Source organism: Phycisphaeraceae bacterium (assembly GCA_019636675.1).
Lineage (GTDB): Bacteria > Planctomycetota > Phycisphaerae > Phycisphaerales > UBA1924 > JAHBXC01.
In genome coordinates this window covers 305,851-321,402 of the sequence record JAHBXC010000001.1, presented here as the reverse complement: position 1 = coordinate 321,402, position 15,552 = coordinate 305,851, and the positions used below count along the sequence as shown (strand labels likewise).

General features: G+C 69.1%; 10 protein-coding genes. 5 read left to right on the top strand and 5 right to left on the bottom strand.

Annotated elements, in window-relative coordinates; translation table 11 throughout:
• Positions 1 to 23: 23 nt before the first annotated feature.
• Complete coding sequence (locus KF684_01345) at positions 24 to 1,319, bottom strand: aminotransferase class V-fold PLP-dependent enzyme (GenBank protein ID MBX3351551.1); 1,296 nt, start codon at positions 1,317 to 1,319, stop codon at positions 24 to 26.
• Between the two features lie 90 nt (positions 1,320 to 1,409).
• Positions 1,410 to 2,528: an alanine dehydrogenase gene (gene ald / locus KF684_01340; GenBank protein MBX3351550.1), complete on the bottom strand. Its 1,119-nt coding sequence runs from the start codon at positions 2,526 to 2,528 to the stop codon at positions 1,410 to 1,412.
• Positions 2,529 to 2,724: 196 nt separating this feature from the next.
• Between ald and KF684_01335 the strand changes: the two genes are divergently transcribed.
• Both KF684_01335 and trxB read left to right on the top strand, forming a co-directional pair.
• Complete coding sequence (locus KF684_01335) at positions 2,725 to 4,947, top strand: TlpA family protein disulfide reductase (protein ID MBX3351549.1); 2,223 nt, start codon at positions 2,725 to 2,727, stop codon at positions 4,945 to 4,947.
• Positions 4,948 to 5,065: 118 nt separating this feature from the next.
• A complete protein-coding gene (gene trxB / locus KF684_01330; GenBank protein ID MBX3351548.1) occupies positions 5,066 to 6,055 on the top strand; it encodes a thioredoxin-disulfide reductase in 990 nt (329 codons plus the stop codon).
• Positions 6,056 to 6,068: 13 nt separating this feature from the next.
• Here the strand turns inward: trxB and KF684_01325 are convergent, their stop codons facing one another.
• Positions 6,069 to 7,901 carry a cation:proton antiporter gene (locus KF684_01325; GenBank protein ID MBX3351547.1) on the bottom strand — a complete coding sequence of 611 codons (1,833 nt, stop codon included), beginning with the start codon at positions 7,899 to 7,901 and terminating at the stop codon, positions 6,069 to 6,071.
• Between the two features lie 98 nt (positions 7,902 to 7,999).
• On the opposite strand from KF684_01325, the gene KF684_01320 reads away from it, so the two are divergent.
• Positions 8,000 to 8,998 (top strand): NAD(P)H-binding protein, encoded by a 999-nt coding sequence (locus KF684_01320; GenBank protein ID MBX3351546.1) that lies wholly within the window; start codon positions 8,000 to 8,002, stop codon positions 8,996 to 8,998.
• A 37-nt stretch (positions 8,999 to 9,035) separates the two neighbouring features.
• Positions 9,036 to 10,370 carry a dicarboxylate/amino acid:cation symporter gene (locus KF684_01315; GenBank protein ID MBX3351545.1) on the top strand — a complete coding sequence of 445 codons (1,335 nt, stop codon included), beginning with the start codon at positions 9,036 to 9,038 and terminating at the stop codon, positions 10,368 to 10,370.
• A 6-nt stretch (positions 10,371 to 10,376) separates the two neighbouring features.
• Here KF684_01315 and aspS read toward each other — a convergent pair whose 3' ends face one another.
• Entirely contained in the window at positions 10,377 to 12,185 is a 1,809-nt protein-coding gene (aspS, locus tag KF684_01310) for an aspartate--tRNA ligase (protein ID MBX3351544.1), read from the bottom strand.
• Positions 12,186 to 12,330: 145 nt separating this feature from the next.
• Between aspS and KF684_01305 the strand changes: the two genes are divergently transcribed.
• Positions 12,331 to 13,515, top strand: coding sequence for a hypothetical protein (locus KF684_01305; GenBank protein MBX3351543.1), 1,185 nt, complete (start codon positions 12,331 to 12,333; stop codon positions 13,513 to 13,515).
• Between the two features lie 10 nt (positions 13,516 to 13,525).
• Here the strand turns inward: KF684_01305 and KF684_01300 are convergent, their stop codons facing one another.
• Positions 13,526 to 15,319, bottom strand: coding sequence for a sodium:alanine symporter family protein (locus KF684_01300; protein ID MBX3351542.1), 1,794 nt, complete (start codon positions 15,317 to 15,319; stop codon positions 13,526 to 13,528).
• Between the last annotated feature and the right edge of the window lie 233 nt (positions 15,320 to 15,552).

Genomic DNA, 15,552 nt, shown 5'->3' with positions numbered 1-15,552 from the left:
CAGCGGTGACCCGGGCCCAGCGTTCACGAACCCGAAGCGACCCCGACCAGCCCCGCCGCACACACCCGCAACGCCTCCGTCGCACGCCGCACATCCTCAACCGTCGTAAACGCCCCGACACTCAGACGCGTCGCCCCTGCGAACGACTCGCCGCGCGGGTGCGTCCTCGTGCCGAAGGTCTCGTGCGCGCGCGGCGCACAGTGCAGACCAGCGCGTGTCAGCAAACCGAACTCGTCCTCCAGCCGCTTCGCCAGCGCCGCCGGCTCGACGCCTTCGAGGACGACGCTGAACACGCCCACGCGTCCTTCCGCAGTACGCGGCCCAAGCAGGCGCAGCATGCCGCCGCTCGCCTCGCGCGCCCGCTCGAACCCTTCGAGAAACTCGCGCGTCAGTTCGCGCTCGTGCGCCGCGACGCGATCCATGCCGCGCTCCAGAAGCCAGCGCACGCCCTCGCTCAGCCCGATCAGCCCGATCGCGTTGTGGCTCCCCGGCTCGTAGCGGTCGGGGAGTTCCATCGGCTGCGTGTCCGACTCGCTGCGCGACCCCGTGCCGCCCTCGCGCACCGTGTCGACCAGACGCTCCATGCCGGGCGCGAGGTACAGCGCCGCTGTCCCCAGCGGGCCCAGCAGCCCCTTGTGCCCCGGGAACGCGAGCAGCGAGACGCCCATCTCCTCGACATCGATGGGGATGTGCCCGACGGTCTGCGCCGCGTCGACCAGGAACGGGATCCCCCGTTCGCGCAATCGCGGCCCGATCCGCTCCACCGGCTGCACCGACCCGCTCACATTGCTCGCGTGCACAACTGCGACCAGCGCCGTGTCGCCGCGCACCGCGCGCAGCACCGCGTCCGCGTCGACGATCCCCGTCTCCGGGTCCGCCGGAACGATCGTGCGCTCCACATCGCCCCGCTCGGCCAGTTCGTGGAGGGGGCGCAGCACGGAGTTGTGGTCCATCGCCGTCGTGACGACATGCGCTGGCGCACGCGTCGCGCGCACGGCGTGGCTCACCACGCCCCGTATCGCCAGATTGAGCGCATCGGAGCAGTTGAGCGTGAAGACCACGCGCTCGGGCCCGTCCTCGCGCGTCGCGTCGCGCCCTCCCCGGATCAGCCGGTGGATGCGCTCGCGGCACTCCCACAGCAACTCGCCGCTCTCGCGCGCCTCGGCGTACGCGCCGCGCCCCGGCGACGCCCCGAGTTCGCTCGCGTACCGCGCCATCGCGTCCATGACGCCGGGCGCCTTGGGGAACGAGGTGGCCGCGTTGTCGAGATACACCCTCTCGCGCGAGGCGGTTTTCGCGTTGGGCTTCGTCTCGAGCATAGCGCAGTTTAGGCGCAGGCCGCTGACACACACGGATAACGGAGCGCGTCCGCCCGTGTGCCTCGTGCCCCGTGCCTCGTGCCTTCTCCCTTAGAACGACGGCGCCGTGTACTCCAGCTCGTGCGCCTCAGCGACCGGCTTGCTGAGCAACTTGCCCTTGTCGACGCCGATGGCCTGCGCGAAGCCGAAGTCGCGCTTCGCGATGGTGTGCGCGCCCTGGTTGGCGATCTTGAGCACCCAGGGCAGCGTCGCGTTGGTCAGCGCCAGCGTGCTGGTGCGGGGGACCGCGCCGGGCATGTTCGCGACGCAGTAGTGGATCACGCCGTCGATCGTGTAGATCGGGTCCGAGTGCGTCGTCGGGCGGCTGGTCTCGAAGCACCCGCCCTGATCGATCGCCACGTCGACGATCACCGAGCCCTCGGGCATGTCCTTCAGGTCGGTCTTGCGGATGAGGTGGGGGGCCTTGGCCGCCGGGATCAGAACCGCGCCGATCACCAGGTCCGCGTTGCGCACCAGACGACGGATCGCGTGGGGCTCGCTGAACACCGTCGTGATGTTCTTGGGGAGCACCTCGTCCAGATAGCGCAGGCGGTCGAGGTTCACATCCAGCAGCCAGACATTCGCGCCCAGGCCGGCGGCCATGCGCGCGGCGCAGGTGCCCACGATGCCGCCGCCCAGCACCACAACCTTCGCCGGCTCGACGCCCGGCACGCCCCCGAGCAGGATGCCGCGCCCGCCCTGAGGACGCTCGAGGTACTTCGCCCCCTCCTGCACCGACATCTTGCCGGCGACCTCGCTCATCGGGGTCAGCAGAGGCAGGGTGGGACGCCCGCCCGGCCCGGGCTGCTCGAGCGTCTCGTACACGATTGCCGTGATCCCGGCCTTGATGCACCCCAGCGTCATCTCGCGGTCGGCGGCGAAGTGGTAGTAGGTGAACACCTGCTGCCCGGCGCGCATCATCGCGATCTCGGGGGCCTGCGGCTCCTTCACCTTCACGATCAGGTCCGCCTTGCCCCAGACGTCGGCGGCGGTGTCGACGATCGTCGCCCCGGCCTTCGCATAGTCCTCGTCGGTGAAGCCCGCGCCAAGGCCGGCGCCCTTCTGGACCAGCACCGTGTGCCCGTCGCGACGCAGCAGCTCCGCGCCCACCGGCTGCATCCCGATGCGCGACTCGTCCTTCTTCACCTCGGCGGGGACACCAACGATCATCTGACACCTCTTGAGCGTACATACCGGGGCGATCCCCTCGGACGGGGAGGCCCCTTGGCGAACCCGTCGGCGGCTCTCGCGGCGGGGCGGGAGTGTAGCCAGCAGGGCTCCCCTCCAAGCGCGTCTGCTACAGTCTGACCTCACGCCGCCCGCTCCACCCCGCTGGGCGACCATCCCTCACGGAGATCACCGACCGATGCGATCCAGAACCCCGGCGGCACTCTCGACGGCCCTCCTCCTGTTCGCCAGCGCGACGACGTTCCTCGCCGCCCCGGCGCAGGCCCAGGACCGTTTCGTCCAGCGCCTCAACGACCTGCACGCCGGCCCCGATCGGGCGGTCCCCCAGTCCCGACGCTCCGACGCGCTCCTGGTCCCGGCGCTGGCCGCGCTGCAGGCGCCCCCGGCAGGCGTCGATACGCCGCTGCGCGCCATGCTCGTCAGCCCGGGCGACGACGCGTGGGGCAAGGCCATCGAGTGGGCGACGCAGCCCTCCCAGCAGGCGCTGCTCGAGCAGATCGTCAAGGTCGGCGAGCCCGGCAGGGGCTTCGCGTTCCTGATGCCCTACGGCGAGCAGAATGTCTCCCCCGAGGCGCGCAGCGCCGGCGTCGTGGTCCGGCTCGGAGAGCCCCCGATCCTCGCCGACGCCCGGTTCGACTATCTCGACCGCCTCACCGACGCCGCGACGCTCGTGCATGTCGAGGCCACGCGCCTCGCCCACGAGAAGAAAGCGCTCGAGGGCGCCGACCTGCTCATCGCCTGGAAGGGCCTGACGCGCCAGATCGCCGACCGCGAGTTCTTCACCGAGAAGCGCTGGGCGCTGCGTCACTCCATCGCCACGCTCGAGCGCCTGCGCGACCTCGTGCACGAGCACGCCGACCAGTTCACCGGCCAGCAGCTGGCCGATCTGGTGACGGACCTGAGCGAGGACACGCTCGCCATCACGCGTCTTCAGCTCCCTCGCGCCGATCGCATCGCGGGCGAGCAGATCATCTCAAAGGTGTTCATCGAGCGACAGGGCGCCTCCCCCGAGTTCGGCGCCCTCATGGCGCGCATCGGCGCAGGCGACCGCCCGCTCCGCCAGTTCAGCGAGTCCGCGCGCTGGCAGGCCGCCGGCGACGCGCACGCCAACACCTTCGAGACCGGAGACCAGCTCCGCGGCGTGTTCGGCGACTGGGACTACCGCTGGCGTCTCCCCGAGTTCGACAAGGTCCGCAAGCAGTCCACGGACTTCGACCGCATGGACCGCAAGAAGTTCGCGATGGTCGCCGCGATCGCCGACGGCGTGCAGGAGCTGTTCTCGCTCCGTCAGCGCTATCGCGCCGAAGCCGAGGGAACTCGCCTCGCGCTCGCCGTGATGGGCTTCAAGGCCGACAACCGCAGCTTCCCCGCGTCGCTGGCCGCCGTGCGCCCCCGATACATCCGCGCGATCGGCGCCGACCCGTACAACGAGAAGGGCGAGGACTTCCACTACTTCGTGCCGATCCGCGACCAGCCGCGCGGCGCGCGTGAGCTCCCCAAACCCCACACCGTTACCCTTCAGCTGCCGGGGGGTTTCGACGCCGCCGCCGCCTCCGTCGGCCCCGTCGAGGGCTTCAATGTCGGCTGGACGCTCGCAGGCGGGCCCCAGAGCGAGGTGCGCATGGCGCGCATCCAGCGGCTCATCGGTCGTCGCGCCCCCGAGATCAGCGCGACCGGCTGGATCAACGGCGCCCAGACCATGCGCGACCTGCGCGGCAAGATCGTCGTCCTCGATGTCTGGGGAACCTGGTGCGGGCCCTGCATCGCCGCGATCCCCAAGAACAACGAGATCGCGAGCAAGTTCGCCGATCGAGGCGTCGCGTTCGTCGGCATCTGCGAGTCCAACGGCTCCGAGAAGATGGCCGAGGTCGTGCGCCAGCACAACATCCAATACCCCACCGGGCGCGAGGTCGGCGACCGCGTGAAGCGCGCGTACGACGTCGGCTGGTTCCCCTACTACATCCTCGTCGACCGCAACGGGTACATCCGCGCCGCCGGGCTCTCGCCCTCTGGCGTCGAGCCCGCGCTCGAGGCGCTCCTCGCCGAGCAGCCCGAGGTCGTCCGCCCCTCGGCGGAGTCCGAGCAGCAGGGGGGCATGCCGAAGTCCATCGCGTTCGACCTCGACGACACGACCTTCATACTCTACTCGGCGTCGGTCGACAACACGCGAAACTGGGCGCGCGAGGTCGGCCACGCCGCCAGCGACATGCTGCTCTGGCCCCCGACGATCTCCATGCTCCGCGCCGAGCTTCTCAAAGGCGCCTTCACGCTTGAAGACGCCGCCGAGGAACTCCTGTGGCTCGAGCCCGACCCCGACACACGCGCCCAGACGCGTACGCAGGGCGCCGGCGCGGCCCAGCCCGAGCGACCCGCCGCGGCGCCCACCGGCACGCCTTTCTGAGCCGTCACAGGCGTCTCTCCGCTCCACGGAACATCGGCGCGCTCCGCGTCGTTGATCTCTTGCACACACACTCATTCACCACACGGCGCCTCCATTGCGCCGATCGAGAAACGCAGACATGTCCAGCGCCAACGGATCGCACGCAGGGGTCGAGCACGTCGTCATCATCGGGTCCGGCCCCGCCGGATGGACCGCCGCCATCTACGCGGCGCGAGCGAACCTCAACCCGCTCTGCGTCGTCGGCGTACCCAAGCAGAACCCCTCGCTCGTCCTGCCGGGCGGGCAGCTCATGCTCACCACCGACGTCGAGAACTACCCCGGCTTCCCCCAGGGCGTGCGCGGCCCGGAGATGATGGACCTGTTCCGCAAACAGGCCGAGCGCTTCGGCACGCGCATCATGGACCGCGACATCGTCAAGTGCGATTTCAGCAAGCGCCCCTTCACGCTCACCACCGACACCGGCGAGCAGATCCGCGCCAAGGCGGTCATCATCGCCACCGGCGCGACCGCCAACTGGCTCGGGCTCGAGAACGAGATGCGTCTGGCGATGAGCGGCGGGGGCGTCTCGGCCTGCGCCGTCTGCGACGGCGCGCTGCCCATGTTCCGCGGCAAGCCCCTCGCGGTCATCGGGGGCGGCGACTCGGCGATGGAAGAGGCACACTACCTCACCAAATTCGCGTCGACCGTCTACGTCGTCCACCGGCGCGACGAGCTCCGCGCCAGCAAGATCATGCAGGAACGCTTCATGAAGCAGCCCAACGCCAAGGTGCTGTGGAACAAGGCGGTCGTCGACGTGCTCGGCGCCGAGCGCCTCACCGGGCTCCTCCTCGAAGACACGGTCACCGGCGAGCGCAGCGAGCTGGCTGTCGAGGGGCTCTTCGTCGCGATCGGCCACACACCGGCGACGAGGTTCCTCGAGGGCACGGGCCTGGAGGTCGACAAGAAGGGCTACCTGAAGGTGCGCGAGCCCTCAACGATGACGAATATCGAGGGCGTCTTCGGCGCGGGCGATGTCTCCGACGCGAACTACCGCCAGGCGGTCACCGCCGCCGGGATGGGCTGCAAGGCCGCGATCGACGCCGAGCGCTGGCTCGCGTCGCAGGAGTGACCTGCGACGCGCACTAGGGCTTTTCGGAGAGCTCCTCGACCTTGGGCGCCGCCGGCGCGAGCTTGCCGAACTCCTTCGCGATCGCGACGGCCATCGCCTGCGCAGTCGCCATCTCTTCGACGGTGACGTGGTTCGCGCCCGCCTGGTTGGCGAGCATCGCCTGGCTCAGGAAGTTGTTGCGCACCGCGATGAAGACATCGGGCGAGATCCGGCGCACCGACTCGCACGCGCGGATCACCGCGTCGTCATCTGGGATGGTGATGATCACCGCGTCCGCGGTGCGCACGCCCGCGCTCTCGAGCACCTCGGCGTTGCTGATGTCGCCGTAGATGATGTCCTTCTTGAAGTTCGTCTGACGCTGCACGGTCTGCGGGTTCAACTCGACGATCGTGTAGCCGATGCCCATCTTGTCGAGCTGCTCGGCCACCACGCGCCCGACCAGCCCGTAGCCGGCGAGGATGACGCGCTTTTTGCGATCGGCCTCGTCGACGACGACCTCCTCGTCCTCGCCACGGATCTTGGACGCCTTGATCCACGGGGGCGGGGGCACGACCCCGTTGGCCTTGGCGCTCAGGAATCGCCCGAGCGAATAGAGCCACGGCGTGGCCACCAGCGACACGACCACGATCGCGATGCAGTTCGCAGCCACGGCGTCGGAGAACAGGCCCTGCTGCTGCGCCGAGCCGAGAAGCACCAGACTGATCTCGCCCGCCTGCGCCAGCAGCAGCGCGACCAGCGCCGAGACCGCCGGCGAAACGCCCACGATCCAGCACGCCCCGCCGATCGCGATCGCCTTGACCACGGCCATCGTCACAGTCGCCAGGATCACGAGCCACCACCACTCCATCAGCGTCGACGGGTTGAGACTCATCCCGACCGTCGTGAAGAAGACCGCGATAAAGAGGTCTCGCAGCGGGCCGACCTGCCCCGTCAGCTGATGACGGAAAGGCGTCGAGGCGAGCACCAGCCCGGCGCACACCGCGCCCAGTTCGGCGCTGAACCCCAGCGCCGCCGTCGCAACCGCCGTCGCGATCGCGATCGCCGTCGACAGCACGATCACGACCTCGTTGGACCGGGTCTTCGCCGCCTCGCGGACGATCAGCGGAACCGCGTACCGCGCCACCACGAGCAGCAGCACGAGCCCGCCGATGCGCGAGAGCGCGATGCCCAGCGTTCGCAGCGCCCGCTCCGCCGTCGGGGTCGCCGCGACGGCCGCGGCCTCGGCTGTCTCGGGCGTCATCGCGTCGAGCGGGAGCGTCCCGCCCTCGTTCTTGACGATCAGCGCCTGCCATGTCGCGAGCACCGGGATGGTCGCGAGCATCGCCAGCACCAGGAAGTCCTGCGCCGACGAGATCATGAACGACATGCGCCCGTGCATGCGGTTCAATTCGCGCCGATCGCCCAGGATGCGCATCACCACCGCCGTCGACGAGGTGCTCAGCCCCATGCACACCGCGAGCGCCGAGGGCGCCGAAAGCCCGAACAGCATCGCGATGGGCCAGCCGATCAGGATGGACCCCACGCACGACACGATGCCCACCGTGAGCATCACACCGAATCCCCGGCGCAGCGACGAGAGGGGCAGCTGCAGCCCGATCCCGAACATCAGGATGATGATCGCTAGCCGCGAAATGGACCCCAGACTCTCCGGGCTCGACACCGCGCCGAAGGCGTTCGGCCCGAGCAGCGCGCCGGCGATCAGGTACGCCGGCAGCACCTCGAAGTTGAGCTTGCGCATGCATATCGCGACCAGCCCGGCGGTCGCGAGGATGATGAGGAGGTCGATCAGCAGTTGCGGCCCGTCGCCCTCCTGGGCGAGGAACAGCGGGATTGTCTCGAAGAGCATCCACGCGATGGTACAGGACCGGGCCCGTCGCGTGTTTGCTGGGGCAACCGCCCCGCTCTACACTCGCTATCCGCCCACCCCTCGGAGACTCGCTCCCGATGTCCAGCGCCCCCAGCCGCGCCCATGATCGCCACACCGTCGCCGTCACCGGCGCGACCGGGTTCGTCGGTCGACACCTCGTGGCGGAGCTCGTCCGCCGCGGCTGCCGCGTCAGGGCGCTGGTGCGCAGCCGGGGCAAGGCGGACTCCCTCCCCGTCTCCGGCGTGACCGTCGTCGAGGGAGACCTCTTCGACCGCTACGCAGCGCGCCGTCTGGCCGAGGGCGCAGACGCGATGATCCACCTCGTGGGCATCCGACGCGAATCGGGAGCCCAGACCTTCGAGCGGATGCATGTCGAGGCCACGCGCCGGGCCCTCGAGGCCGCCTCGCAGGGGGGCGTGCGCCGGTTCCTTCAGATGTCCGCGATCGGCGCCAACCCCGACGGCGCCAGCGCCTACCAGCGGACCAAGTTCGCCGCCGAGATGCTCGTCCGCTCCAGCGGGCTCGACTGGACCATCTTCCGCCCCTCCATCATCCACGGGCCCGACGGCGAGCTCGTCCAGATGGTCAAGGGCTGGGCGACCGGCCGGGCGGCGCCCTGGTTCATCCTTCCCTACTTCAGCCGGATCACCATCGACCCCGCCAAGCCCCCGTTCCCGCCCCCGCAGCCCGAGATCCCCCAGATCCAGCCCGTCCATGTCGACGATGTCGCGTGGGCGTTCGGCGAGGCCCTCGACCGCGAGGAGTCCATCGGGGAGGTCATCCCCCTCGGAGGCCCCGAGGCGATCGGTTGGCCCGAGATGCTCACGACCTTCCGCGACAACATCCCGCTCGCGAAGAAGCGCATCCGCCCGGTCGGGCTGCCCGCCCCGGTCGCGATCGCCAAGGCGCGGGCCGCCGCCCTCCTGGGCTTCGCCGACGCGCTGCCCTTCAGCGTGTCCGACGCGCAGATGGGCAGCGAAGACAATGTCTGCTCGCTCGACCGCGCCAGGGCCAAGCTCGGCTTCGAGCCGCGCCCCTTCGCCGAGTCGGTCGAGTCGTACGCCCGCTCGATCTGACTCCCGCCGCGAACGCTCACCCCGGGCGCCCCCGCTTATGAAACCGATCTCGAAAGAGAACCTCCTCACCATCCTCATCGTCGTCGCCCTCGTGCTGGGCGCGCTGGTCGGTCAGTTCCTGCTGCACGACCCGAGCGCGACGAAAGAGAAGATGGAGCAGGCGGTGCAGCCCTGGAAGGTCGCCGGCGACCTGGTGCTGATCCGCCCGCTCATGCTCATCATCATCCCGCTCATCTTCACGAGCGTGCTGACGGGCGTGACCTCCATCGGCGATCCCAAGAAGCTCGGCGTGCTCGGCGGCGCAACGCTCATCTTCTATGTCGTCACCATGGTCTTCGCCGTCACCACCGGCGTGACGCTCGCGTGGCTCTTCAACCCCGGTGGCGCCGCGACGAGCCTCGCCGCGACCCAGGTCGCCGACGCCGCCGCGACGCTGCCCTCAGCCCCGCCCGGGGGCCTCGGCGCCGCGTGGCTCCAGATCCTCTACCTGCTCGTCCCGAACAACTTCTTCTCCGCCGCGGCCAACAACGAAACCCTGAGCATCATCACCGCCACGATCGCGCTCGGCATCGCGATCACCGTCATCGGCACGAAGGCCCGGCCCTTCGTCGTCGTCGTCGAGTCGCTGCACGAGATCCTCATGACCCTCGTGCGCTGGATCCTCTGGCTCCTGCCCATCGGCGTGTTCTTCCTCGTCGCCTGGGCCGTGGGGCGCATGGGCCTCAAGGAACTGTTCGACTCCCTGAAGTGGTATGTGCTGGTCGTCTTCGCGGGTCTCGCGATCCACATGTTCGGCACGCTGCCCCTCGTGCTGTGGGCGCTGACCAAGATCAACCCCTTCAAATACCTGTGGTCGATGAAGCCGGCGCTGCTCATGGCCTTCGGCAGCGCGTCCTCGCTCGCCACCATGCCCGTCACCATCACCACCAGCGTCACCAAGGGCGGCTGCTCGCGCCGCGCCTCGGGCCTCGTCCTGCCCCTGGGCGCCACGGTCAACATGGACGGCACGGCGCTCTACCAGGGCGTCGCGGTGATCTTCCTCTTCCAGGCCTTCGGCATCGAACTGCACTTCACGCAGTACCTCGTGATCGTGCTCACCGCCACGCTCGCCGCCGTCGGCGCCGCCGGCGTGCCGGGCGGGTCGATCGCCACCACGCTTATCGTCATCGCCGCTGTCAACACGACGCTCGCCGCCACCCCCGGCGTGCCCGTACTGCCCCTCTCGGCGATCGGGATCATCCTGGGCGTCGACCGCATCCTCGACATGTGCCGCACGACCGTGAATGTCTGGGGCGACAGCGTGGGCGCGCGGATCATCACCCGCATCGCGCCCGACGACCCGGACCCCGCCAAGGAAGCCGCGTACGCCTGATCCGCGTCAGCGCTTCTCGCCCGTCCAGGTGCTCGCGATGTGCAACTCTTTGAGTTGCTTCTCGTCGACCTCGCTGGGCGCCTCTGACATCAGGTCCGAGCCGATCTGCGTCTTGGGGAACGCGATCACATCGCGGATGTTGTCCGTGTCGCACAGGTGCATAACCAGGCGGTCGAGCCCCAGCGCGATGCCGCCGTGGGGCGGGGCGCCGAAGCGCAGCGCATCCAGCAGGAAGCCGAACTTCATCTTCGCCTGCTCGTCGCTGAGCCCCAGGAGTTTGAACACCTTGGCCTGCGTCTCCTGGTCGTGGATACGGATCGACCCGCCCCCGATCTCGCTGCCGTTGACGACCAGGTCGTAGGCGTTGGTCAGCACCTCGCCCGGGCTGCTCTCGAGCTTGCCCAGGTCCTCCGGGCGCGGCGCCGTGAAGGGGTGGTGCATCGAGTCCCATCGCTGCTCGCCCTCGTTCCACTCGACGATCGGGAAGTCGACGACCCACACGAACTTCCACTGCTCGCCCCACTTGGGCACGAGGTTCATGTCGCGCGCAAGTCGCAGACGCATCTCGCCCAGCATCTTGTTCACGAGCGACTTCTTGTCGGCGCCGAAGATCACCAGGTCGCCGTCCTTGAGCCCGAGCTTCGCGACCAGCGCGTCCTTCACCGGCTCGAGGAACTTTGCGACGCCCGTGGCGAACGCGCCGTTCTCGACCTTGGCGTAGGGCAGCCCGCCCGCGCCGAACTGGGCCTTCACATACTCGGTGTAGCCGTCTAACTGCTTACGCGTGAGCGCCGCGCCGCCCGGCACGCGGATGGCCTTCACCACGCCGCCGCCCTCGACGGCGCCAGAGAACACCTTGAACTCCATCGTCTTCGCGATCTCGCCGACATCGACCAGCTCGAGCCCGAAGCGAAGGTCGGGCCGGTCGATGCCGAAGCGGTCCATCGCCTCTGCGTAGGTCATGTGGGGGATCTGCCCGATGTCCACGCCCAGCGTGTTCTTCCAGATGCCCGCGACGAGCCCAGAGATCAGCCCGATGATGTCGTCGCGCGTGATGAACGACATCTCGATGTCCAACTGGCTGAACTCGGCTTGGCGGTCGGCGCGCGGGTCCTCGTCGCGGAAGCACCGCGCGATCTGGAAGTACTTGTCCAGACCGCCGATCATCAGGATCTGCTTGAAGATCTGCGGGCTCTGCGGCAGCGCGTAAAAACTCCCCGGCTGCAGACGCGAAGGCACCAGAAAGTCGCGCGCGCCCTCGGGCGTGCTCTTGCACAGGTTCGGCGTCTCGACCTCGACGAAGCCCTTCTCGTCCAGGAACCGGCGCATCGTCTGGGCGACGGTGTGGCGCGTGCGCAGGATCTTCTGCATGCGAGGGCGGCGAAGGTCGAGGAAGCGGTAGCGCAGGCGGATCTCTTCGCCCGGCAGGTTGTCGGGGTCGTTGGGGTGGAAGGGGATGTCGCGCGCCTTGGTGAGCACGGTGAGTTTCGAGACGACGATCTCGATCTCGCCGGTCGAGAGGCGCGGGTTGGCGCCGCCGGCGCGCTTGCGCACCACGCCGGTGACCGCGATGATGTCCTCGCTGCGGAGTTTGTCGGCCCCGTCGACGACATCCTTGGAGGAGTCCTCGAGGTCGAAGACGAGTTGGGTGAGCCCCTCGCGGTCGCGCAGGTCGATGAAGACCAGCGCGTCGCCGTGCTCGCGCCGGGAGTCGACCCAGCCGGCGAGGGTGACGGTCTGCCCGATGTGGTCGGGGCGGAGTTGCCCGCAGTGGTGGGTGCGAGAGTAGGGGACGCCGGGGGCGGTGGTGGTCATCGCGAGCCTTGCTGGAGAACTGGGGGGCCCGCCGAGAGCGTCGCGTTCGGCGGAAACGGGCGGGAGTATATCGGCCCGCGCGCGTCCGCCCGTTCGTGTTCTCATCCTGTTTGACATCGCCCCTTCCCTCGGCTGCAGTTGCGGAGTGCCTACGAACTCCCAAGCCCCCGTCCCCGATCAGCGACCCGTCCTCTTCACCGCCTTCGAGCCCAGCGGCGACGAGCACGCCTCTGTCATCATCGAGGAACTGCTCAGGCGACGCCCGGGCCTGCGGGTCTGCGGCTGGGGGGGGCGGAAGATGGCCGCGGCGGGGGCGGAGGTCGTCGAGCGGACCGGGGAGGACGCCGTCATGGGCATCCCCGGGGTGGCGGTGATCCGCGAGCACATCGCGATCAACCGGCGGATCTCGGCGTGGATGAGCGAGCACCGCCCGGTGCTGCATGTCCCGGTCGACTCGCCGGCGGCCAACTTCCCGGTGTGCAAGATCAGCCGCCGGCTGGGCGTGCCGATCGTCCACATGGTGGCGCCGCAGTTGTGGGCGTGGGGGCACTGGCGCGTGCGGAAGTTGAAGCGTCTCACCGACCATGTGATGTGCCTTCTGCCCTTCGAGGAGGCGTGGTTCCGCGAGCACGGCGTGCCGGCGACCTTCGTGGGCCACCCCATCTTCACGCGCCCGATCGACGAGGCCGAGATCGACCGGCTGCTCCCCGAGTTCGGCGCGGCCCTGCCCGACGCGGGCGTGCGCCTGAGCGTGTTCCCGGGCAGCCGCCCGGCGGAAGCGGAGAAGAACTTCCCGATCATGCTGGCGGCGCTGCGCGAGTTGACCGCGCAGCGCCCGGGCCTGGGCGCCGTGTGCGCCGCGACGACCGACGCGATGCTGACGCGCCTCCGCCGCATCGCGGGCGAGCACGGGGGCTGGCCCGCGAACCTGCACCCGGTGGTGGGCAAGCCCGACGCGGTGATCCGCTGGGGCGATGTCGCGATGACGGTCAGCGGCACGAACACGCTGCGGATCGCGCGCCATCGCGCGCCGATGGTCATCATGTTCCGCGCCGGCGCGCTGCAGTGGAACCTGCTGGGCAGGTGGCTGCTGAAATCGGCGCACCTCGCGCTGCCGAACCTGGTGGCGGGCGCTCGGATCGTGCCCGAACTGATGCCGCTGCTGTCGGACGACCACGCGCCGGTGGTGCGCGAGGTGTCGCGCCTGCTCGACGATCGCGCCGCGTGGGAGGCGCAGCGTGAAGCCCTCGACGCTGTCTCGCGACAGTTCGAGGGGATCAACGCGGCGTCGCGTGCGGCGGATGTGATCGAGCGGGCGCTCGACCGCTGACCGGCGTTCCTCAGCGCACGTCCTTGCCTTCGACGACATCGGCGATGGGCGCGGGCTTGTGCGAGGTGACATCGAGCTCGCCGCTCTTGAGGCGACGGATGTAGCTCTTGTACGCGAGCATCGCCTGCGAGCCGAAGATCAGCATGATGGGGATGTTTGCCCAGAGCATGACGCCGGTGCCCAGCGCGGTCAGGTTGTCGAGTTCGGCGTCGGTGCGGATGAACCCGAGCGTCGCGACGACGATGAGCGCGCAGTAGATGAGCTTGTACGGCAGCACGGCCTTGTTGCCCATCAGGTAGACGACGCCCTGCTCGCCGTAGTACGACCACGAGATCAGCGTCGAGATCGCGAACAGCCACGACGCCATGACGACCAGCCACTTGCCAAGACCGGGTTGCACGCGGTCGAAGGCGTGCGCCGTCAGGGCGGCGCCGACGAAGCTGTTGTAGAGCCCGATGCGCCCGTCGATGTCGGGATTGTCGGGGTCGGTGTGCGCGATCAGCTCCGGCTGCTTGACGCTTCGGTACGGGGCCCAGGTGACCCCGAGCGTTCCGTCGGGCGCCATGGTGATGTCGCCGGTGAGGCGCCGGATCTCGCGCCCGGTGTTGCGGTCGAGGTCGGCGCGGATGAGCACAAACACGGTGTCGCGTTCGCGCCACTCGCCGTTGATGCGCCGGGCCTCGACGGTCTTGGCCGGGATGTCGCCGTTCTGGACGGTCCAGAGGTCCTGCTGGCCCTCGACGGCCACGATGCGCGGCGCGGAGTCGAACATCGCTTCCGGCCCGCGGTTGTACGCGCCGGTGAGGAGCACGACGAGCGTGGTGAGCGTGCAGACGACGATGGTGTCGATGAAGGGCTCGAGGCCCGCGACGATGCCCTCTCGGGCGGGCTCATCGGTCTTGGCGGCCGAGTGCGCGATGGGGGAGGAGCCCTGGCCCGCTTCGTTGGAGAAGAGGGCGCGCTTCATGCCCCAGAGGAAGGCGTAGCCCATCGTGCCGCCCAGGAAGGCGTTCTGTGCCTCGGCGCCCACGAAGGCGCTCTTGACGATCAGGATGAGCATCGCCGGGACGCGGTCGATCTCGGTGATGACGACATACATCGCCGCGAGCAGGTAGAGCGCGCACATGAAGGGCACGAGCCGCCCGGCGACAGCGCCGATGCGCTTGATGCCGCCGATGATGACCACGCCGGTGAGGACCGCGAGGACGATGCCCGACACGACGCTGGGGATCTTGAAGTAGGTCTCGGTCACGCCGCCGACGTTCCACGCCTGGAACATGTTGCCGCCGGTGATGGTCGAGATCAGCAGGGTGATGCAGAAGATCCCGCCGATGACGGCGCCCAGCTTCCCGAGCCCCATCTTCTTGAAGCCCTGGTGGGCGACGTACATCGGCCCGCCGTGCGGGTTATCTGGGTCGTCGGTGTTGCGATAGAGCATCGAGAGGGTGACTTCGGTGGTCTTGATCGCCATGCCGACGAAGGCGACGACCCACATCCAGAACACCGCGCCCGGGCCGCCCAGGGCGATCGCGATCGCGACGCCGGCGATGTTGCCGAGTCCGACCGTCGCCGAGAGGGCGGCGGAGAGCGCTTGGAAGTGGTTGATCGCGCCCGGGTCGTTCTTGTCGTCGTACTTGCCGCGGATGATCGCGGTGCCGTGGATCAGGGCCCGGAACTGGCTGAACCCGGACCAGAGCGTGAAGAGCACGCCCACGAGGAGCACGATGATCAGGACGTAGTCGTGCCAGATCACGCCGTTCACGGCGTTGAGCACGTTGTTCATGCTTTCCAGAAAGCCGTTCATTCACCGCTCCAGGGCTCGTGGATAGTCGGGTCATCGGCCTGCGCCGCGAGGGCAAGGCCGGAAGCGACGCATAGTGACGCAAACCGGCGTCGAAAGCAACACGGAGCCGTGGCAATCTTGCTCCGCGGCCGCCGCCCCCGCAGCTCCCGGGTCCCCCGGCGCCAGCCGCCGGCGAGCCGGGCCAGGAGCGCCCGGGCATGTCGCGTCGCGGCGTGATCCCACACGCAGAATCG

Excerpts from the sequence above, each read along its gene's own strand:
- KF684_01345 (MBX3351551.1), bottom strand. The coding sequence starts at position 1,319 with ATGCTCGAGACGAAGCCCAACGCGAAAACCGCCTCGCGCGAGAGGGTG.
- ald (MBX3351550.1), bottom strand. The coding sequence starts at position 2,528 with ATGATCGTTGGTGTCCCCGCCGAGGTGAAGAAGGACGAGTCGCGCATC.
- KF684_01335 (MBX3351549.1), top strand. The coding sequence starts at position 2,725 with ATGCGATCCAGAACCCCGGCGGCACTCTCGACGGCCCTCCTCCTGTTC.
- trxB (MBX3351548.1), top strand. The coding sequence starts at position 5,066 with ATGTCCAGCGCCAACGGATCGCACGCAGGGGTCGAGCACGTCGTCATC.
- KF684_01325 (MBX3351547.1), bottom strand. The coding sequence starts at position 7,901 with ATGCTCTTCGAGACAATCCCGCTGTTCCTCGCCCAGGAGGGCGACGGG.
- KF684_01320 (MBX3351546.1), top strand. The coding sequence starts at position 8,000 with ATGTCCAGCGCCCCCAGCCGCGCCCATGATCGCCACACCGTCGCCGTC.
- KF684_01315 (MBX3351545.1), top strand. The coding sequence starts at position 9,036 with ATGAAACCGATCTCGAAAGAGAACCTCCTCACCATCCTCATCGTCGTC.
- aspS (MBX3351544.1), bottom strand. The coding sequence starts at position 12,185 with ATGACCACCACCGCCCCCGGCGTCCCCTACTCTCGCACCCACCACTGC.
- KF684_01300 (MBX3351542.1), bottom strand. The coding sequence starts at position 15,319 with ATGAACGGCTTTCTGGAAAGCATGAACAACGTGCTCAACGCCGTGAAC.